This is a genomic window from Brevundimonas sp. Root1423 (genome assembly GCF_001426805.1).
Genome location: NZ_LMFL01000002.1, coordinates 71419 through 90542 on the forward strand (window position 1 = coordinate 71419; position 19124 = coordinate 90542).

Sequence of the window (19124 nt, forward strand, 5' to 3'; positions counted from 1 at the left end):
GTTGGGGGTCCAGAGGCGGTGACGCGCCACGTTGCAGTGGGTCCAGAGGCGGTCCATCGCCTTGACGAGGTCGTCCATCATGGCGTCGGAGTGGTTGGGCGAGGGGGTGAAGCGCAGGCGTTCGGTGCCCTTGGGCACGGTCGGATAGTTGATCGGCTGGACATAGACGCCGTGCTCTTCCAGCAGCATGTCGGAGATCATCTTGGCGTGGACCGGATCGCCCACGAACACCGGCACGATGTGGCTGACGCTCTCCATCACCGGGATGCCGGCGGCGCGGAAGCGGGCCTTGAGGGCGGCGGCGCGTTCCTGGTGGGCCTCGCGCACCTCGGGATGGGCCTTKAGCCAGCGCACCGAGGCCAGGGCGCCCGCCGTCAGGGCCGGCGGCAGGCTGGTGGTGAAGATGAAGCCCGAGGCCCAGCTGCGCACGGCGTCGATGATCACCGCGTCGGCGGCGATATAGCCGCCCATGACGCCGATGGCCTTGCCGAGGGTGCATTCGACGATGTCGATGCCGTCCAGCACCCCGTCGCGCTCGGCCACGCCCGCRCCGGTTTCGCCGTACAGGCCGACCGCGTGGACCTCGTCGAGATAGGTCAGGGCCCCGTATTTGCGGGCCAGGGCGATGGTCCCGGCGAGGTCGGCGATGTCGCCGTCCATSGAATAGACGCTCTCGAAGGCCACCAGCTTGGGCGCGTCGGCCGGGGCGTCCTTCAGCAGGCTTTCGAGGTGTTCGAGGTCGTTGTGGGCGAAGATGTGCCGCTCGCAGCCGCCGTTTCTTATGCCCGCGATCATCGAGGCGTGGTTGAGGCTGTCGGAGAAGACGATCAGCCCSGGCAGGATGCGCTGCAGCGTGGTCAGGGTCGCCTCGTTGGCGACATAGCCCGAGGTGAACAGCAGGGCCGCTTCCTTRCGGTGCCAGGCGGCCAGYTCGGCCTCCAGATCGACCGCCGACCGGGTCGTGCCCGAGATGTTGCGGGTGCCGCCGGCCCCGGCGCCGACCGCCTCGATCTCGGCCTGCATGGCCTCGAGCACGGCCGGGTGCTGGCCCATGCCGAGATAGTCGTTCGAGCACCAGACGATGACGTCCTGCTCGGACCCGTCCTCGCGACGGCGGACCGCCTTCGGRAACTGGCCGCGCACGCGCTTGAGGTCGGCGAAGACGCGATAGCGCCCCTCGCCCCTGACCTGCTCCACGGCGGTCCCGAATGCGGCCTTGTAGTCGTACACGCGATAGCGCACGCGCTTGAGGTCGGCGAAGACGCGATAGCGCCCCTCGCCCCTGACCTGCTCCACGGCGGTCCCGAATGCGGCCTTGTAGTCGTACAAAACGAACAGCTCTGCGCGGTAAAAATGCCCCCGTCTGATGCGCCTTGACGGTGGATTTGTCCACGCGAACGGCCCGACAAATCGCCGCAAGACCTTAATTGATAACGGTTCGCAGAATTTGCCCCATGGGGTCCGGCGGCTCCTGCGGCTCCGTCACCCCTTCGGCAGATCGTCCAGCTTGCCGCGCAGCATCTGCAGGATGGCCGAGAAGTCGCGGCCGCCGTAGCCGAGGCCGTTGAACATCTGGAACAGCGCCTCGGTCTGGGCCCCCAGCGGCGTGGTCGCCCCGACCTTGGCCGCCGCGTCCTGCGCCAATTTCAGGTCCTTCAGCATCATGGCCGTGGCGAAGCCGCCGTCATAGTTGCGGTTCGACGGCGCCGTCGGCACCGGGCCGGGCCACGGGTAGTAGGTGGTCGTCGACCAGCTCTGGCCCGAAGACTTGGCGACGATGTCGAACATCTTCACCGGATCGAGGCCCAGCTTCTCGGCCAGGCCGATGGCTTCGCAGGTCCCCAGCATGGTGATGCCGAGGATCATGTTGTTGCAGATCTTGGCCGCCTGCCCCGCCCCGTGGTCGCCGGCGCGGAAGGTCGCGCGGCTCATCGGCTCCAGCGCCGCCTCGATGCGGGCGAAGTCCGGCTCGTCGCAGCCGACCATGAAGGCCAGCGTCCCGGCGTCCGCCGCCATCGTCCCGCCAGACACCGGCGCGTCGGCGAAGGCGTAGCCCGCCTCCTTGGCCAGCCCCGCCACCTTGCGCGCCGTATCCACGTCGATGGTCGAACAAGCAGGATCATGTTGTTGCAGATCTTGGCCGCCTGCCCCGCCCCGTGGTCGCCGGCGCGGAAGGTCGCGCGGCTCATCGGCTCCAGCGCCGCCTCGATGCGGGCGAAGTCCGGCTCGTCGCAGCCGACCATGAAGGCCAGGGTGCCGGCGTCGGCCGCCATGGTGCCGCCCGAGACGGGGGCGTCGGCGAAGGCGTAGCCGGCGTCCTTCCCGAGACCGGCGACCTTGCGGGCCGTGTCGACGTCGATGGTGGAGCAGTCGAGCAGCAGGGCGCTGGTCGGCGCGGCGCCGATCACCTGTTCCGAATAGACCTTCAGCACATGCGGACCGGCGGGCAGCATGGTGATGACGACGTCGGCGTCCCTGACCGCCTCGGCCACGGACCCGACCGGGGTGCAGCCCGCGGCGGCGGCGCGATCCAGAGCGTCCTGCGACAGATCGAAGGCGGAGACGGCGTTGCCGGCCTTCGCCTGGTTGGCCGCCATGCCTCCGCCCATGTTGCCGAGGCCGATGAAGGCGATCCTGAGGGTCATGGCGTGGTCTCCCGAATGATTTTCGGGAGCGTTAGCCCGTCCCCTGCCCTGTCGCCAGCGGCGCCGGGCGGATTTTCGCTCAGCCCGGCTTTCTGAATCGCAGCATGAACTGGCTGGTCCGGCCCCGGATCGCCGGATTGAAGACGTTCGCCGTTCGCGGATCTTCCGGATTGGCCAGAACCCCGCTCTCGCCGTCCAGCACGAAGCCGGCTGCCTGGACCTCCTGCTTGACCGCCTCGATGTCGATCCGGTGCAGGGTGTGGGCCGCGCCGAGGCCCGAACCGGCCGCCGCGTCATGGTCGATGATCACATAGCGGCCGCCCGGCTTCAGCGCCGCGAAGGCCGCCGCGTTGATCCTGGCCGCCGTGTCCGTCGGGAACGGCTGCAGGTGCAGGTCGTGGTAGTTCTGGGCGGTGAAGATCAGATCCAGCCCCGCCGGAAAGCCGGGCGCGCCGATCGGCGAGCGGACGCCGTCCACATTCGGCAGGGCGTCCGCCGCGCTCAGGCTGTCGCCATAACTGGCCTGGAAGGCGATGAACTCCTCGGGTTGCCAGGCGGTGACATGGCCCTCGGGCCCCACGGCCGCCGAAAGGAGTCGGGTGAAATAGCCGCCGCCGATGATCATGTCGGCGACCTTCTCGCCTGGCTTCACTCCGGCGAAGTCCAGCGTATAGGCCGCATGACGCGACTCATCCCTCGCGCGATCCGCGTCAGTGCGGATCGGATCGGCCAGGGCGGCCGCATAGCTATGGGGGAAGAAGTCGACCGCTGGAGCGACCGTCCAGCCGGCGGAAGACAGGGCGACGACCGCCACGGCGGCCATGAACAGGGAACGACGCATGGGAAATCCTCCTGACGCGCTATGGCGGCGCTGGCCGGAAGCTAGACCTTGAAGCGTCCCCCGTCAGCCCGGTTTGCGGAAGCGATAGACGAACCGGTCGGTGCGGCCGCGGATGCTTTCGTCGAACACGCTCAGGGAATGATCGTCGCCCGGAACGCGAACCGCGTCGCTCTCGCCGTCGAAGACGAAGCCGGCGGCCTCGACCTGTCGACGCAACTCGGCCGCCTCGATCCGGTGCAGGGTTCCGGCGACGCTGATTCCCGCCCCGTCGGCGGCCTGATGATCGAGGATGACGTAGAGGCCGCCGGGCTTCAGGGCCGCGAACACCGCCGCATTCATGCGCGCCACGTCCACGCCGAACCGGGGGATGGTGAAGTCATGGTACTCCTCGCCCATGAAGACGACGTCCAGGGGCCGGTCGAAGGTCATCGTCTCCAGCGCGCCCGTCACCCGGCTGACGTTCGGATAGGTCGATGCCAGGGTGTCGGCGAAGGCGTTCTCGCGTTGCGCCGTCTGATTGGGCACGAAGGCGTAGACTCGGCCGCCGGGACCGACGGCCGGCGCGAACAGACGAGTGAAATATCCCTCCTCCGGGCGGATGTCGGCGATCGCCTGCCCCGGCGCCAGCCGCATCAGGGCGAGCATGTCGGCGGGTTTGCGCGGTTTGCGCAGCGGATCCCGCGCGACCTCGGCCGGCAGACGCCGGGGGTCGGCGACGGCCGCGGCGTGGCCGGCTTCCAGCCCCGCCCGGGCCTCGCCGCCGGGGAAGACGGTCTGGCCGTCCGTCAACGCGCAGCCGCCCAGGGCCGCCGAGGCCGCAAGCGCAATAGCCAAGGTCCTGATCATCACGATCCCTCCTGTTCCCGCGCCAAGCTACGCCCCGGAACCGGCGCGGATGCAAGACCTCACAGCCGGCGGCTCAGGGCAGCGGCGACCATTCCTCCGCCGCCGGCAGGGGCGCGAACAGGGCGTCCAGCGTCGCTTCGGTCACCCCGGCCAGATCGGCCGGCGACCAGTTCGGCGTATTGTCCTTGTCGACGATGACGGCGCGCACCCCCTCCTGGAAGTCGTGGCTGCGCACCACCCGGCCGCCGAGCCGGTATTCCATGGCCATGTTGTCGGCGAAGGTTCCCAGCGTCGCCCCGGTGCGCAGCTGGCGCAGGGTGATCTTCATCGACTGCGGCGACTTGGTCTTCAGAACGGCCAGCTGGGCCAGCGCCCATTCGGACCCGTCCGCCTCGAGCGCCGCGAAGATGGCCTCGACCGTGTCGAAGGCGAACAGCCGGTCGATGGCCTGGCGATGGGCCGCCGTCGGCGCGGCGCCGGGATCGGAGGCCAGAGTGTCCGCGACGGTTTTCGGTGCGGCGGGATGGGCGATCAGGGCGCTCTTCAGCGCCTCGACCCGGTCAGAAGGTACGAAGTGCGTATGGATGCCCAGGGCCACCGTGTCCGCCGCCTTCAGCCGCGCCCCGGTCAGGGCCAGCCAGACGCCGGTCCGGCCCGGCAACCGCGGCAGGAACCAGCCGCCGCCGACGTCGGGGAACAGGCCGATGCCGGTTTCGGGCATGGCGTAGGTCGTGCGCTCGGTGGCGATCCGCACCTCGGCCGGCTCGGAGATGCCGACCCCGCCGCCCATGACGATGCCGTCGACGATCGCGGTGATCGGCTTCGGATATTCGAACATCAGGTGGTTCAGCCGGTACTCGGTCCGGAAGAAAGCCATGGCCTCCGACGCATCCCCCGCCCCGCTCTCGGCGATCATGCGGATGTCGCCGCCGGCGCAGAAGCCTCGCTCGCCCGAATGGTCGATCATGACGGACTGCACGGCCGCGTCCTCGCGCCACGCCAGCAGCGCGGCCGTCATCGCCTCGCACATGTCCCGGTTCAGCGCATGCAGCGCCTTGGGTCGGTTCAGGGTGATGCGGCCCACGCCGGATTCGACGCGGGTCAGGACTTCGGAATCGCTCATGGGGGCCGCTCTACGGGCGCCGGGTCACTGCCGCAACATCTCTCGCGCCGTGATCACCCGCATGATCTCGTTCGTCCCCTCGAGAATGCGATGGACCCGCAGGTCGCGGACGATCCGTTCCAGCGGATAGTCCTTCAGATAGCCGTAGCCGCCGTGCAGCTGCAGGGCCTCGTCCGCGATCTCGAAACAGGCGTCCGTGGCGAACCGCTTGGCCATGGCGCACCATTTCGTCGCCTCTGGGTGGCGGGCGTCCAGGGCCCAGGCGCCGCGAAGGACCAGCAGGCGCGCCGCCTCCAGCTGGGTCGCCATATCGGCCAGCTTGAACTGGACATTCTGGAAATCAGACAACGGCTTGTTGAATTGTTTTCGCGTGGTGACGTAGGCCTGCGCCGCCTCCAGCGCCAGCCGCGCCCCGCCCAGCGAACAGGCGGCGATATTCAGCCGGCCGCCGTCCAGGCCCATCATGGCGTAGCGGAAGCCGTCGCCTTCCTTGCCCAGCAGATTCGCCGCCGGGATGCGGCAGTCGTCGAAGGCGACGATGGCCGTGGGCTGGCTGTTCCAGCCCATCTTCTTCTCCTGTGCCCCGAAGCTCAGGCCCGGCGCGTCCTTGTCGACGACGAAGGTCGAAATGCCCTTGGGCCCGTCCTGCCCCGTGCGGGCCATGACCACATAGACGTCCGATGTCCCCGCCCCCGAGATGAAGGCCTTGGATCCGTTCAGCACCCAGTGGTCGCCGTCCAGCCGGGCCGTGGTGCGCAGGCCCGCCGCGTCAGACCCTGAACCCGGCTCGGTCAGGCAGTAGCTGGCGATCCGCTCCATCGACACCAGCGAGGGCACATAGCGGCCGCGCAGATCGTCGGAGCCGAATTTGTCGATCATCCACGTGGCCATGTTGTGGATCGAGATGAAGGCCGCCGTCGACACGTCGCCCCGCGACAGCTCCTCGAAGATGAGCGCCGCCTCCACGCGGCCCAGAGCCATGCCGCCGTGCTCCTCGCCGGTGTAGATGCCGCAGAAGCCCATCTCGGCGGCCTGGCGCATGACGTCGACCGGGAAATGCTTGGTCTCGTCCCATTCGGCGCTGTGCGGAGCCAGCTCCGCCTCGGCGAACTGGCGGGCGGCGTCCTGGATGGCGCGCTGGTCGTCGTTGAGGGCGAAGTCCATGAAAGCTCCTGGGTCGTGGTCGGCCTCTGCCGGGCCGCTCGCGGTGCTTCTATCCAACCCCTGCCGCGGCGTCACCCTCGGCCTACGTCCGTTTCTGACGCAGGGCGTGCCAGATTGCCTGCGAGGGCGGCTGTGACCGGCGGGGAATGAACGGATGAGACGCATGAGACTCTTGAGACGCCACGCTCGCAGCGCACGGTTCGCACGCCTTGCACCGCGTTTTCGCGCGGGGACCCACCGCTCCGGACCCGCCAAACGCTTCGGCCCCTGTTTTCCCCGGCCGCCAAGCCGCCTATGACCGCTGCATGACCCAGCCGTTCGCCCCCGCCGCCTTCCCCTACGCCCGCCCCCGCCGCCTGCGCAGCAGCCCCTGGGTCCGCCGGCTGGTCGCCGAGACGACGCTGACGCCCCTACGCCCGCCCCCGCCGCCTGCGCAGCAGCCCCTGGGTCCGCCGGCTGGTCGCCGAGACGACGCTGACGCCCGCCGATCTCGTCTGGCCGCTGATCGTCCATGACGGCGCCGAGGACCGGGTTCCGGTCGCCTCCATGCCCGGCGTCTTCCGCCTGTCGCCGAAAGCCGCCGCCGCCGCCGCCGTCGAGGCGCGCGATCTCGGCATCCCCGCCGTGGCCCTGTTCCCCAATGTCGACGGGGCCCTCAAGGACGCGATCGGCACGGGCGCGACCGACCCCGACGGCCTGATCCCCGCCTGCATCAGGGCCATCAAGGACGCCGCCCCCGAGATCGGCGTCATCACCGACGTGGCGCTGGACTGCTACACCGACCACGGCCACGACGGCGTGGTCGAGGACGGTCGCATCCTCAATGACGCCAGCCTCGAGCGGCTGGCCGAACAGGCCTTCATCCACGCCCACGCCGGGGCCGACGTGGTCGCCCCCTCGGACATGATGGACGGCCGCGTCCAGGCCATCCGCGAGGCGCTGGAGGCCAACGGCTTCCACGACACCATGATCCTGTCCTACGCCGCCAAATACGCCTCGGCCTTCTACGGCCCCTACCGCGACGCCGTGGGGTCGGCGAAGGCCCTGACCGGCGACAAGAAGACCTACCAGATGGACTACGCCAATTCCGACGAGGCCCTGCGCGAGGTGGCCATGGACATCGCCGAAGGCGCCGATGCCGTCATGGTCAAGCCGGGGATGCTGTATCTCGATATTATTCAGCAGGTTAGAGAGACTTTCAAAATTCCGACCTTCGCCTATCAGGTGTCCGGCGAGTACGCGATGATGCGGGCCGCCATGGCCAATGGCTGGCTCGACGAGGACCGCGCCATCCTCGAATCCCTGCATGCTTTCAAGCGCGCCGGGTGCGCCGGGATGCTGAGCTATTTCGCCCCGCAGGCGGCGCGGCTGCTGGGCGGATGACGCTCGACGACTTCACGCGCGTCGCCCTCAGCCTGCCCGAGGCGGTTCAGGGCGCGCACATGGGTCGCACCGACTTCCGGGTGGGCAATCGCATCTTCGCCAGCCTGCATCCGGACAAGGACGCCGGCATGGTGCTCCTCAAGCCCGAGGAACAGGCGATGCTGGTGGAGGCGGAACCGGCGATCTTCGCCCCGGTCCCCGGCGGCTGGGGCAAGAGCGGCGCAACGCTGGTGTTCGTGGCCGGGGTGGACGAGGCGACCCTGCGCGACGCCCTCACCCGGGCGTGGCGTCACCGCGCCCCGCGGTCGGCGATCGCGGCGCTCTAGGGTTCCGACCGCCCCAGCAGGTCGACCAGGTCGTCCTTCCAGAACACCGCCCAGGTGTGGGTCCCGTGCCCCTTCCCCCCGGCGCTGTTGGGGATCAGCCGGTAGCGGACGCCGGCGATGCGCGGCATGAACTGCTCCGCCAGGCCCAGCTCCGGCGGATTGATGAAGTCGTCGGCCGAGTTGATCCAGGTCATGGGCGCGGTGATTCGCTCCAGCCCGGCAGAGGGATCGTAATCGAATGAGGCGTTGACCTGATACCAGAGGTCGTTGGCGTCCAGCGCCGGGATGCGTCGCGCCTGCTGCGCCGCCAGCCACTCATCGACAGCGGCCGGGGTCGCCAGATCCTGCTGCATCGCCATCGGCGCCGAGCCCGCCAGCAGCAGCAGGTCGACCGCGGCGCGCAGCCCCTCGACGGGCTGGGCGGCATAGTCGCCGCCGGCCCAGACCGGGTCGCTGCGGATCGCATCCTTCAGCATGGTGCGCCACAGCCGGTTGCGGCCGACGATGGCGGTCGGCTGGCAGGCCATGGGCATCAGGGCCTGAGCGAAGTCCGGATGGGTTTCGGCCCAGACGAAGATGTGCATACAGCCCATCGAGGTTCCGAGGATGAGTCGCAGGCGATCGACGCCGAGGCCCTCGGTCAGCAAGCGGCGCTGCGCCTCGACCATGTCCGCGTAGCCGTACTCCGGAAAGCGGGCGCGCGAGCCGTCCGACGGCTTCGACGAGCCGCCGTGGCCGAGGTTGTCGGGCATGACGATGTAGTAGCGCGCGATGTCCAGCGGCTGGCCGGGCCCGAACAGCTCGCCGGCGAACTGGGGCGACAGGAACTGAGCGCCTGTCCCGCCCGTCCCATGCAACAGCAGCACGGCGTTCTCGACCCGCCCGTCGGCGCCGCGGCGCGGCTGGCCCAGAGTCCGGTAATGCATGCGCAGTTCGGGCAGGGCCTGGCCGGAGGCGAGGACGAAGTCGGCGACGCTGAAATGCCCCTCCGCCGGCGCAGGCTGGGCCGCCGCCACCGAGGACAGCAGCAGGGCGGCGAGGCCGCACAGGGCCGGAACCAGGCGTTTCATCGCGTCAGGTCTCCATCGTCAAAGCGAAAGCCGCGCCGACCAGCCGTCATGGGCGACGTCGACGTGCCCGGGCACAGCAGCCTTCAGGGCGTTGTAGTCCAGATCAAGGTGCAGGTTGGTCAGAACGGCGCGTTTCACGCCCGACCGCGCGATCCAGTCCAGCGCCTTCTCGACATGAGCGTGGGTCGGGTGCGGGGTCCAGCGCAGGGCGTCGACGATCCACAGAGCGCAACCCCGCACCGCCCCGATCGCCGCCTCGTCGAGGTCGGACACGTCGCTGGAATAGGCCACCGGCCCGATGCGGTAGCCGACGGAGCGGATCGGCCCGTGGGCCTGGTCGAAGGTCAGGACCGGGATGGCGCCGCCTGCGCCCTCGACCGACCAGGCCTCGCCATGCGGCGGGATTAGCTTGTCGTCGAGGATGGCCGGATAGCCTTCCACGCTTTCGAAAATGTAGCGGAACCGTTCGTGGAGGGCGGCGTAGGTGGCCGCATCCATCCAGGCCGGGAGCCGCCGACGGGCCCGCTGGGCGAAGACCCGCAGGTCGTCGATGCCGTGGGTCTGGTCGGCGTGGTCGTGTGTGTAGAGCACCGCATCGATGTGGCGGACGTCGGCGGCCAGCACCTGGGCCCGCAGGTCGGGCGACGTGTCGATCAGCACGCTCGTCACGCCGTCCGGCCCGTGGCGGCGGACCAGCAGCGAACAGCGGGTGCGGGCGTTCCTCGGCTCGGCCGGATCGCAGGCGCCCCAGTCGCCGTCCCCGCGCGGCACGCCCCCCGACGAACCGCAGCCGAGGATCACCACCTCCAGCTCGCCCGTCGCCCCGGTCATGCCCCCTCCGGTCGCGGGATGCGGTCGAACAGGGCGAAGAAGGCGTCGGTCGTGCGGGCCTCGGCCTCGTCCCGGCTCCAGCCGCGGATCTCCGCCAGCTTGTCCAGCACATGAACCACCCAAGCCGGCTCGTTGCGCCGCCCCCGGTGCGGCATGGGCGCCAGATAGGGGCAGTCGGTCTCGACGATGATCCGGTCCGCCGGCATGGCCGCCACGATCTCGCGCACATCGCTGGCCGCCTTGAAGGTGGCGATCCCGGACACGGAAAACCATGCCCCCAGCTCCGCCGCCTTTTCCGCCAGTTCCGGGCCACTGGTATAGCAGTGCATGAGGAACCGGAACGGTCCCTCGGCCTGTTCCTCGGCCAGGATGGCGGCCATGACGTCGTCGGCCTCGCGCGTGTGCACCACCAGCGGCAGGCCGGTCCGGCGCGCGGCGGCGATATGGGTCCGGAACACCGCCGCCTGAACGTCGCGGGGGCTGAGGTCGTAGTGGAAATCCAGCCCGCATTCGCCGATCCCGACCACCCGCGGACGCCCCGCCAGCTCGACCAGCCGGTCGGCGGTCAGGTCGACGTGATCCTTGGCCTCGTGCGGGTGGGCCCCGACCGTGCACCAGATGTCGTCATGGGCCATGGCCAGGCCGTGGGTGGCCTCGAAGGTCGACAGCTTGTCGGAAATCTCGACCATCAGGCCGACCCCGGCCGCGCGGGCCCGGGTGATGACCGCGTCGCGATCCTCGTCGAACTGCGGGGCGTGCAGATTGACGTGACTGTCGATGATCATCCGCCGCCCGCCTTGGTGCGCTGCAGGTCGGCCAGGGCTCCGGCCAGGACGTCTCCCCGATCCAGATTGATGGCGGCGGTCCGGTCCGGCAGTTCGGACAGGCGGCTCCACAGCTCGGCCCAACGCGCCCCCGAGGCCCCCTCCTCCAGAGCCCGCACCTTCACGGCCGCGATCAGCCGGTCCATCAGAGTTTCGAACCGCTCCTGCCCTTCCGCCCCGCGGAACCGGTCGGCCACGGCCAGGGCCTCGGCCCGGTCCACGGCCGGCGCCGCGACCCAGGCCTGGGCCAGTTGGTCTGCCTCCAGCGTGGCCCCGGAGGCCAAGGCCAGCGCCTGTCCCGGCGAGCCGGCCGCCATGGCGGCGATGCGCGCGGCCTCGGCCGAAGACACGCCGGTCTGGTTGCGGACCAGTTCCTCCAGCGCATGCAGGGGCCAGACCGGGAAGGCCAGACGGCGACAGCGTGAGCGGAGGGTCGACAGCAGACGCCCCGGCGCATGGGTCACCAGGAACAGCACCCCGCGCTCCGGCGGCTCTTCAAGAACCTTGAGCAAGGCATTGGCCGCATTCAGATTCAGGTCATCGGCGGCGTCGATGATCGCCACCCGATAATGGGCCTGCGAGGGACTCTTGGAAAAGAACTCCGGCAGGTCGCGGGCCTGATCGACCGAGATGGACTTCTTCGTCTTGCCGCCCTCGACGGCGCGTTCCAGCACCAGCAGGTCGGGATGGGACTGGGCCGTGACCAGACGGGCGACCGGATCGTCCGGCCGGGTCCCCAGCAAGCCGCGCGATGGATCCGGCGCCGCTCCCAGCAGACGGCGGGCGGCGCGGTAGGCGAACGTCGCCTTGCCGGACCCCTCGACGCCGCAGAGCAGCCAGGCGTGGTGGAGCCGACCCTTGTCGAAGGCGTCCAGAAACGCCGCCTCGGCCGCGGCGTCCGGAATCAGGTCGAACCGGTCGCGCGGATGCTCGCTCACAGCAGCCGCGCCTCTATCGCCGCCCACACGCGGGCCGCAACGGCGTCCTGATCCCCGTCGGCGTCGATGACGACGCAGCGCTCGGGATGGCGCGCGGCGATGTCGAGGAAGCCGCGCCGCAGACGCTCGTGGAATTCCAGCCCCTTTGACTCGAAGCGCGTTTCGAACAGCCCCCGTCCGAAGGCGCGCTCCAGACCGATACTGACCGGCAGGTCGAAGATCAGGGTAAGGTCCGGCTGGGTGTCGCCGACAATGGCGGCATCGAGCGTTTCGATGAACGCCGCGGGCGTTCCGCCGCCGACGCCCTGGTAGGCGCGGCTGGAATCGGCGAAGCGGTCGCAGACCACCCAGCGTCCCGCTTCCAGCGCGGGCCGGATGGTTCGCTCCAGATGGTCGCTTCGGGCGGCGAACATCAGCAGCGTCTCGGTCATGGGCGACCAGCGGCCAGCGTCGCCATTCAGGGCGATGTTGCGGATGTCCTCGGCCCCCGCCGACCCTCCCGGTTCGCGCGTCTGGACCACCTCGAGATCACGCGCGCGCAGGCGTTCCACCAGGCGCGCGACCTGGGTCGACTTGCCGGTCCCCTCACCGCCTTCGAATGTAATGAATCTGCCCTGGGTCACCGGCGCACAATGGCGGCGCCGGCCCGGTTCGCAAGCCTCAGCGCGCCGATATCAACAGGGCGTCGGCGTATCCGCGCGCGATGACCGCCTGGCGGGCGTGTTCCGCGGCGTTGGCGTCGGGCCACGGCCCCACCAGAACGCGGAACAGCCCTTCGCCGCCGCCGGACGAGACATCGACAGTGGCGCGATGTCCCAGCCGATCGGCGACGCGTCGCGCCGCCCGGCGGTCCGGAAAGGCGCCGGCCTGGATCCAGTAGGCGTCGTCGCCGGGCGCGGGTTCAGAAGGCGGAGCCGCAATTGGCCGCGGCGCCGGCGTCGCGGCGTATTGCAGCGCTGTCCCGCCACCGATGCGGGGGGCCCGACCCAGATAACGCACCCTCACCTCGCCCACCCCCGCCGACAGCAGGCCCAACGCCGAGGCCGAGCCGCGCGACAGGTCGATAATCCGGCCGTCGACGAACGGGCCGCGATCGTTGACCCGCGCAACGATGCGGCGGCCGTTGGCCAGGTTGGTGACCTCCACCAGTCCGGGCAGCGGCAGCGTCTTGTGCGCGGCCGTCAGCGCATGCATGTCGAATCGCTCGCCGGTCGCGGTCGGTCGGCCGTTGAACTGGTCTCCGTACCAGGACGCCATGCCGGTCTCGTCGTAGCGGGGTTGTTCTTCCGGCTGATACCAGCGTCCGCGGATCTGATAGGGGCGCATGGTCCCCGCGACAATCGGCGCGGGATCCGTCACGACCGGGAGACGGCCGGCATCCGGTCGCGCGCCGCCGGCGCAGGCGGCCAGAAGCGACAGCAGCGCAACGGCCAGGGCGCCCCTGACCAGCTTGATGGTGAGTTTCGTCCTCATCGCCCCGTCCCTGAACGCCGGAAGGATGCCCCGAGACATTTCCGCTTTGGTTAACAGGACGTTTGGCGCTATGCGGCCCATGCGCTCGATACGACGGACAGGTGGCCGAGTGGTTTAAGGCAGCGGTCTTGAAAACCGCCGCAGGTGAAAGCCTGCCGTGGGTTCGAATCCCACCCTGTCCGCCACCGTTTCGCCGAGCCGGCTCTGAAGGGTAGTTGGCCCTCCAAGCCACGGTATTGCCGCGCCAAAAGCCTGCGCATGGGTGAGCTGCGCCGCCGTTCCTGCGCTGGATAGCCCGTACCAGGCGCGTATTCGCGCTTCCGTCTCTGCCGGTCCGCGGCCGCACACCCTTTGAGCAATGCGAGTTCCGCCTGTTCTGACGAAAAGCACGCTCAGGATCGCCGGCCTAAAGTCGCGGATTCCGGCGGAAAGCGCCTGACTGCCGGCCCGCAGCAAGGTTGCGTCGCTCGAGGAGTCGCAAAATTAACAGGTGATAACAGGTCCAGTTTGGGCGGAAAACACGTCCTGCAACGCTCAAAACCACGCCCAGTTTCGCATCAAGCAGGCGGCTAAGCTGGCTGGCCGAAGCCCAGCAGACGTCGTTGTGCATCCCAGCTGCAAGGCACTTCGCTCTCTCGAAGAACCTCGAGCGTGAGACCGACGGGCTGCTGGCCATCCATGATGGCCTGCTGGATGTCGGGGGAGAGGAAGGCGAGGCGGACCAATTTGCGGATATAGGGATCGTTGATCCCGGCCATCTCCCGCCATGCAGGCCTCCGGAGCATCACGTCAGCGCCCGCTTGTCGGAGTTCACGGTGTCCCCGCCGCAGTCCGGCGACCAGCACCTTGTCGATTCTCCTGCGGTTCGTCGGCGCGTCGATGGATGCGGTAGTCCATGATCTTCCGCCTCGCATGGCCAGATTCACAGGGAGCGTCAGCATCAACCCGTCGGAGGTCTCGATGAGCTCATGGCGCGACCGGCGACACAGCCGGCTTTCGAGTCCGGGCGCAAACAGGAGCCGGACGGAGTGATCGATGAGCATGACGGATGTGAGGAGTGGGCGCAGGGAGGACCATTCGCCGAGGCTGTTCCCGTGACCTCGCGGAGCGCCTCCACAATCGTTGTCTCAACCAGAAGAGCCGATACGCGAGGATGGCTTTGACCGGATCGAGTTTCCCCGCGCTGAACGGCCGTCGATACATAGTACCGGTAGGTCCGCTCCTCCTGCCGCGTCGCCACGGGGCTCATCGGCCGCCGGTGGCATCTTTCAGCAGGCCGGTTAGCAGCGCCGGTGATGACTGACGCCTGGCGCGCCTCGCACCCCCATTGGCAGCAAGCGTAACGCCTACGGCGTCAAACGTTGGCCGATTGATGATCGGCTCGTGCAAGCCGGCAAACACCTTCTCGCGGTGCTTGATGTCGCCGACGTAGATCGGATTGCGCAGCATGTGGAACAGGGCCCCGCGGTTGATCGGCAGCCCGCCGGTCCGGTTGCCCTTCCCGGAAACCCTGACCTTCGATGTGACCCCCTGCTGTTCGAGTTCCAACTTGAGCTGATGCACCGAGCCGAGCTCGAGATAGCGCGCGAAGATGCGGCGCACGGTGGTCGCCTCGTCGGGCACGATCTTCAAGGTCCGCTCGTGGCCGGCGTAGCCAAGGGGTGGTGCGCCCCCCATCCACATGCCCTTGGCCTTGGACTGGGCGATCTTGTCCCGGATCCGCTCGCCTGTGACCTCGCGTTCGAACTGAGCGAATGACATCAGCGCGTTCAGAGTCAGCCGGCCCATGCTGGTCGTGGTGTTGAACGCCTGGGTCACCGAGACGAACGAAACCCCCTTGCGGTCGAACTGGTCGACGATCCGGGCAAAATCCGGCAGCGACCGCGTCAGGCGGTCCACCTTGTAGACCACCACGACATCGATCAGGCCGGAGCCGATGTCGCGAAGCAGGCTGACCAGACCCGGGCGTTCCATGTTCCCGCCGGAGAAGCCGCCATCGTCGTAGACGGTCCGGACCGGCTTCAGCCCTCGCCCTTCTGCGAGACGATGTAGGCGGCGCAGGCCTCGCGCTGGGCATCCAGCGAGTTGAAGCTCTGCTCCAGACCCCCCTCGGAGCTTTTGCGGGTGTAGATGGCGCAGCGCAGCGCCTTCAACGCACTGCCTCCTTGCCCAGTCCGAAGAAGCGAGGCCCGTTCCAGCGGCTTCCCGTAATCTGGCGAGCGATTTCGGAAAGGCTTTTCCAGCGCTGGCCTGCGTAGAGAAACCCGCCGGCGCCATCGATCTGACCGGAGCGCTCTACCTGCCCAGCCAACAACTGCATCTGACCGGCGGCGGGCGGCTGGGTGCCCAATTGATGACCTGCGGATGATTGTCGTGAATCGGCTTGATCTGAACGGTAACCGCCGCATTTGGCTCAATGGGGGGGGGGGGGGGGACAGCCGGACCCGCGGCGCGGGCGGGGGTGTGCCTGATAGAATAGGCGAGGCAGGTGTTAGACTTGGGGTGGAACCCGTAGCCAAATCTGCTACGGAAACGTGTCGGGCCGATAGGGGTGCATCCGCGCGCGGGCAGCACGCCGTCCATGGCGCTAGCCTGTCTAACGGCCCGGCCCATGCCACGTTTTCACACCGCTGACGCCGATGGTTGGGATTTAAGAGCGGCGCCCAGAGTTGGCGAAGGCGACGCTTCATGATCGGAAACGCGGGTCGCCGCGGCCTCGATGCTTTCGAACAACGCCCGAACGTTGAGGGGCTTCGCGAGGTGGCCGTCCGCACCCGCTTTCGTGCCCGCGGTCACATGCTCCGGCAACACGTTGGCCGTCAGCATGATGATCGGGGTGCGCGGCCGGGTGCGTGACGCCTCTTCCCGGCGAATTTCATGGACCGCCGTGAGGCCGTCCATGACGGGCATCTGCATATCCATGAGGATCACGTCGAAGCACTGCGCCCGGAAGAGTTCAAGCGCCTGGCATCCATCCTCCGCCATCGTCAGTTCGATCCCGGTGTCGGCGAGCATCAGCTCCACCACCCGGCGGTTGGTGGGATGGTCATCGGCCAGCAGCACCCGTAGCGGGATCTCCCGAATGGTAACCTCGGGGGAAGCTTGCGGCGCTGGCGAGATGGCCGCCACCTCCTCGAACGGAAGGGAGAGCCAGAACCGCGATCCGCGACCCGGCTCGCTGGCGCAGTCAAGCTCGCCTCCCATGAGCATGGCCAGTTCGCGACTGATCGCCAGACCCAGCCCGGTGCCCCCGAAACGCCGTGTGATGGTGCCGTCGGCCTGCTGGAAGCGCCCGAACAGTTGCGCCTTCATGGCGGGATCAAAGCCGATGCCGGAGTCCTCGATATCGATCCGCAGCAGTCCAGGGCCGTCAACGCTCAGCGAAACCTTGACCGCACCGTCCTCGGTGAACTTGATGGCGTTCGACACCAGATTCCCGACGACTTGGCGAAGACGGACGCCGTCGCCCCAGACGCACAGATCGCGGACATCTCCGCTATCAAAAGCCAGATCGACGCCCTTGGCCGCTGCCTGGAGACGATAGAGCCCGACAACCGAACGTATTAGGTCGACGATGTCCACCTCGACCCGCTCGATCTGAAGCTTGCCGGACTCGATACGGGCGGAATCGAGGATGTCTGCCAGCAGATGACTGAGCATCTGGCCGGACGTGCCGATGATCTCCACCATCTCCTTTTGCGCCGACGCCAGGTCCGTGGCGCCGAGCAGATCGGCCATCGCCACGACCCCGTTGAGCGGGGTCCGGATTTCATGGCTCATGTTCGCAAGGAATTCGGTCTTGGCGAGATTCGCCGATTCCGCGGCGTCCCGGGCAACCCGTTCCCGCTCCGCGGTCGCAAGCAGTTGCCTTTCTGCCTCCATCTGCGCGGTAACGTCGATAAGCGCTCCGATAAGCGCCGCCCTTCCCTCGAATTCTGTGGCGACGATATAAGGCGCGATGAGCAGTTCACGACCCTCCGCGGTAAAGTGCCGCCACACCCGCTCGGCCGAATAAACCTTCCCTAATCCTTCCGACTTCAACGCCAGGAACGCCTCCCACTCCTCGATCGGAAGGATATCCGCCAAGGACATCCCGACGAAGTCGTCTCGCGCGTAGCCGTATTGTCTTACAGCCGCCTCGTTTACGTCGATGAAAGTACCCGTTGACCTCTCGATGATGGCGAGAGGGACCGGGTTTGCGGAGAACAGCAGTTCGAAGGACAACTCGCGCCGTTTCAACTCCGTAATGTCGATGACGCTGCTCAGAACGCCCCCCGACGTAAGGTTGCGATCCTGCACTTGGAACCAGCGACCGTCGCTCTGGAGCTGTTCGTGCGGGTCCGCGTCGGCCATTCGTCGCCCCCTCACCCGCTCCTCGATCCACGCAGTTTCGCGCCCAACGATCTCGGGTTTGCCTCCTTCCGCTAGCACCCCCTGCAAGAGCTGTCGGTACGGTCGCCCCTTCTTCAGGTGCATGGCGAACGAGCCCGCTGACCCGGCATATCCACTGTTCCACGCGGCCAGCCGGTCCTCTCCGTCGTACAAGGCCACTCCCACGGGCAGAGCCTCCACCATCTCGCTCATCAGCACGCTGGCGCTAACCGCTTTGGCTGACGACCGCTCAGCTCGCCGGCGGGCCGCCTCCAGGCTGCGGCGGGCCGCCAGCAGCTCGATCTCGTCACCAACCAGTCCCGCAACGTCGGCCAAGGCGGCCGCGAGCGAGGCGTCGAATGGCCGCGGCGCCGGGTCCACAATCGTTACGCAGCCGATGCGATATCCCTGAATTGTGATCGGGGCGCCCGCGAAAAAGCGGATGTAAGGCGGACCGACGACCATGGAGCCATCGGCAAAGCGCTGATCCTTGCGGCAATCCTCAATCCAGAGGACGTCCGGCGAGAGGATCACCCAAGCCGAGGCGGTCTCGTGGCGCGGCTGGTCGCTCGCCGCAAGGCCTTCGGCAGCTGCGTACCAAACCGTATCGTCTTCGACGAAGGCGACGGATGCACTCAGGCTCGCCGTTAAGCGACGAGCGAGGCGGGTCGCGCGTTCCAGATGAAGCGATTGCTGGATGTCGCGAAGCTTCAGGCGCCGAAGCGCCTTGAGACGACCAGCCTCATCTTGAGGCTTGGGAGCGGGATGCACGCCATACTCCTGACAGTTGCTCCCGGATGGTGGCTGCATGCGGTGCACATGCCGTTAAAATTGGCGAGAATTCCGCATCTTCGTTGCAGGTCGGGCGGAGGACGTAGCACTCCCGCCTGACGCTAGCGTCGTCTATCGACCCGTAGACCATTGTCCGCTCCCGACCCTCAGGCGACATTCCGGTGATCCCGCGAAATGCTGCAAAACTGAAAGGCGTCTGCCACCCACAGGGCTGCCAACCCGGCGATCATGGTCACCATAAAGGTCACGTGTGACCCGTGGAGCGGGAGCAAAAGCAAGCACGCCCCGAAGCCCCCCGCTCCAATCCAGAGACGCCGTCGTTCGAGAACGCGGAACTGCCGCACAATCTCATGGCTCGGCAGGCCATCCCGTTCGAAATAAGATGCCAAGTGCGAAGGGAAAAGGAAAAACGCGATGGCGTAGACGGGGACCAAGAAAAGGATCAGCCGTCCGATTTCGACATAGGTCATCGCCACAGTAGCTCTGTAGGTGAGGCC

General features: G+C 67.9%; 21 protein-coding genes, 1 tRNA gene and 1 pseudogene. 4 read left to right on the plus strand and 19 right to left on the minus strand.

What is annotated here, in order from left to right:
• Positions 1-21: 21 nt before the first annotated feature.
• The 7 genes and pseudogenes from hemA to ASD25_RS02840 form a co-directional block, all read right to left on the minus strand.
• Positions 22-1230: pseudogene (gene hemA, locus ASD25_RS02810) on the minus strand (5-aminolevulinate synthase); the annotation flags it as partial.
• A gap of 252 nt (positions 1231-1482) precedes the next feature.
• The gene (locus ASD25_RS02815) at positions 1483-2016 is read right to left on the minus strand and encodes an NAD-binding protein (RefSeq protein ID WP_369816540.1); all 534 of its coding nucleotides are present in this window, start codon (positions 2014-2016) and stop codon (positions 1483-1485) included.
• Complete coding sequence (locus ASD25_RS02820; RefSeq protein ID WP_369816543.1) at positions 1929-2816, minus strand: NAD(P)-binding domain-containing protein; 888 nt, start codon at positions 2814-2816, stop codon at positions 1929-1931. Before ASD25_RS02820 ends, ASD25_RS02815 begins: the two co-directional genes overlap by 88 nt.
• A complete protein-coding gene (locus ASD25_RS02825) occupies positions 2725-3486 on the minus strand; it encodes a class I SAM-dependent methyltransferase (RefSeq protein ID WP_055829534.1) in 762 nt (253 codons plus the stop codon). The genes ASD25_RS02820 and ASD25_RS02825 overlap by 92 nt, the downstream gene beginning before the upstream one ends.
• Before the next feature lie 63 nt (positions 3487-3549).
• Positions 3550-4332 (minus strand): class I SAM-dependent methyltransferase, encoded by a 783-nt coding sequence (locus tag ASD25_RS02830; protein ID WP_056614951.1) that lies wholly within the window; start codon positions 4330-4332, stop codon positions 3550-3552.
• Positions 4333-4405: 73 nt separating this feature from the next.
• Positions 4406-5455 (minus strand): enoyl-CoA hydratase/isomerase family protein, encoded by a 1050-nt coding sequence (locus tag ASD25_RS02835; protein ID WP_055829530.1) that lies wholly within the window; start codon positions 5453-5455, stop codon positions 4406-4408.
• A 24-nt stretch (positions 5456-5479) separates the two neighbouring features.
• Entirely contained in the window at positions 5480-6619 is a 1140-nt protein-coding gene (locus tag ASD25_RS02840; RefSeq protein WP_055829527.1) for an isobutyryl-CoA dehydrogenase, read from the minus strand.
• A 305-nt stretch (positions 6620-6924) separates the two neighbouring features.
• Here ASD25_RS02840 and ASD25_RS30115 point away from each other — a divergent pair, with 305 nt between their 5' ends.
• The 3 genes from ASD25_RS30115 to ASD25_RS02850 are packed head-to-tail and all read left to right on the plus strand — an operon-like array spanning position 6925 to position 8328.
• Positions 6925-7134: a hypothetical protein gene (locus ASD25_RS30115; RefSeq protein WP_156389176.1), complete on the plus strand. Its 210-nt coding sequence runs from the start codon at positions 6925-6927 to the stop codon at positions 7132-7134.
• Positions 7049-8002 (plus strand): porphobilinogen synthase, encoded by a 954-nt coding sequence (gene hemB, locus ASD25_RS02845; RefSeq protein WP_056614952.1) that lies wholly within the window; start codon positions 7049-7051, stop codon positions 8000-8002. Before ASD25_RS30115 ends, hemB begins: the two co-directional genes overlap by 86 nt.
• On the plus strand, positions 7999-8328 hold the full coding sequence (locus tag ASD25_RS02850) for an MmcQ/YjbR family DNA-binding protein (protein ID WP_055829522.1): 330 nt from the start codon (positions 7999-8001) through the stop codon (positions 8326-8328). The genes hemB and ASD25_RS02850 overlap by 4 nt, the downstream gene beginning before the upstream one ends.
• On the opposite strand, the gene ASD25_RS02855 is transcribed toward ASD25_RS02850, so the two are convergent.
• The 6 genes from ASD25_RS02855 to ASD25_RS02880 are packed head-to-tail and all read right to left on the minus strand — an operon-like array spanning position 8325 to position 13464.
• Positions 8325-9398, minus strand: a complete 1074-nt coding sequence (locus tag ASD25_RS02855) for an alpha/beta fold hydrolase (RefSeq protein WP_055829519.1) — start codon at positions 9396-9398, stop codon at positions 8325-8327. The genes ASD25_RS02850 and ASD25_RS02855 overlap by 4 nt on opposite strands.
• A gap of 18 nt (positions 9399-9416) precedes the next feature.
• Positions 9417-10229, minus strand: coding sequence for an MBL fold metallo-hydrolase (locus ASD25_RS02860; RefSeq protein ID WP_055829518.1), 813 nt, complete (start codon positions 10227-10229; stop codon positions 9417-9419).
• On the minus strand, positions 10226-11014 hold the full coding sequence (locus ASD25_RS02865; protein ID WP_055829515.1) for a TatD family hydrolase: 789 nt from the start codon (positions 11012-11014) through the stop codon (positions 10226-10228). The genes ASD25_RS02860 and ASD25_RS02865 overlap by 4 nt, the downstream gene beginning before the upstream one ends.
• A complete protein-coding gene (locus tag ASD25_RS02870) occupies positions 11011-11991 on the minus strand; it encodes a DNA polymerase III subunit delta' (RefSeq protein ID WP_055829512.1) in 981 nt (326 codons plus the stop codon). The genes ASD25_RS02865 and ASD25_RS02870 overlap by 4 nt, the downstream gene beginning before the upstream one ends.
• Positions 11988-12614: a dTMP kinase gene (tmk, locus tag ASD25_RS02875; protein ID WP_055829510.1), complete on the minus strand. Its 627-nt coding sequence runs from the start codon at positions 12612-12614 to the stop codon at positions 11988-11990. Before tmk ends, ASD25_RS02870 begins: the two co-directional genes overlap by 4 nt.
• A 37-nt stretch (positions 12615-12651) precedes the next feature.
• Positions 12652-13464, minus strand: coding sequence for a septal ring lytic transglycosylase RlpA family protein (locus tag ASD25_RS02880; RefSeq protein ID WP_055829507.1), 813 nt, complete (start codon positions 13462-13464; stop codon positions 12652-12654).
• A 95-nt stretch (positions 13465-13559) separates the two neighbouring features.
• Here ASD25_RS02880 and ASD25_RS02885 point away from each other — a divergent pair.
• Positions 13560-13649, plus strand: a tRNA-Ser gene (locus ASD25_RS02885).
• Between the two features lie 384 nt (positions 13650-14033).
• Here ASD25_RS02885 and ASD25_RS30120 read toward each other — a convergent pair.
• The 6 genes from ASD25_RS30120 to ASD25_RS02905 all read right to left on the minus strand — a co-directional run bounded on the left by ASD25_RS30120 (position 14034) and on the right by ASD25_RS02905 (position 19097).
• Positions 14034-14507, minus strand: a complete 474-nt coding sequence (locus ASD25_RS30120; protein ID WP_055829503.1) for a hypothetical protein — start codon at positions 14505-14507, stop codon at positions 14034-14036.
• Positions 14508-14709: 202 nt separating this feature from the next.
• Positions 14710-15525 carry a recombinase family protein gene (locus ASD25_RS29090; RefSeq protein ID WP_235562582.1) on the minus strand — a complete coding sequence of 272 codons (816 nt, stop codon included), beginning with the start codon at positions 15523-15525 and terminating at the stop codon, positions 14710-14712.
• A complete protein-coding gene (locus tag ASD25_RS31545) occupies positions 15486-15617 on the minus strand; it encodes a recombinase family protein (RefSeq protein ID WP_235561734.1) in 132 nt (43 codons plus the stop codon). Before ASD25_RS31545 ends, ASD25_RS29090 begins: the two co-directional genes overlap by 40 nt.
• A complete protein-coding gene (locus tag ASD25_RS31550) occupies positions 15614-15814 on the minus strand; it encodes a DUF2924 domain-containing protein (protein WP_235562576.1) in 201 nt (66 codons plus the stop codon). The genes ASD25_RS31545 and ASD25_RS31550 overlap by 4 nt, the downstream gene beginning before the upstream one ends.
• 272 nt (positions 15815-16086) lie before the next feature.
• The gene (locus tag ASD25_RS02900) at positions 16087-18606 is read right to left on the minus strand and encodes an ATP-binding protein (RefSeq protein ID WP_055829496.1); all 2520 of its coding nucleotides are present in this window, start codon (positions 18604-18606) and stop codon (positions 16087-16089) included.
• A 167-nt stretch (positions 18607-18773) separates the two neighbouring features.
• On the minus strand, positions 18774-19097 hold the full coding sequence (locus ASD25_RS02905) for a hypothetical protein (protein ID WP_055829493.1): 324 nt from the start codon (positions 19095-19097) through the stop codon (positions 18774-18776).
• Positions 19098-19124: the final 27 nt, after the last annotated feature.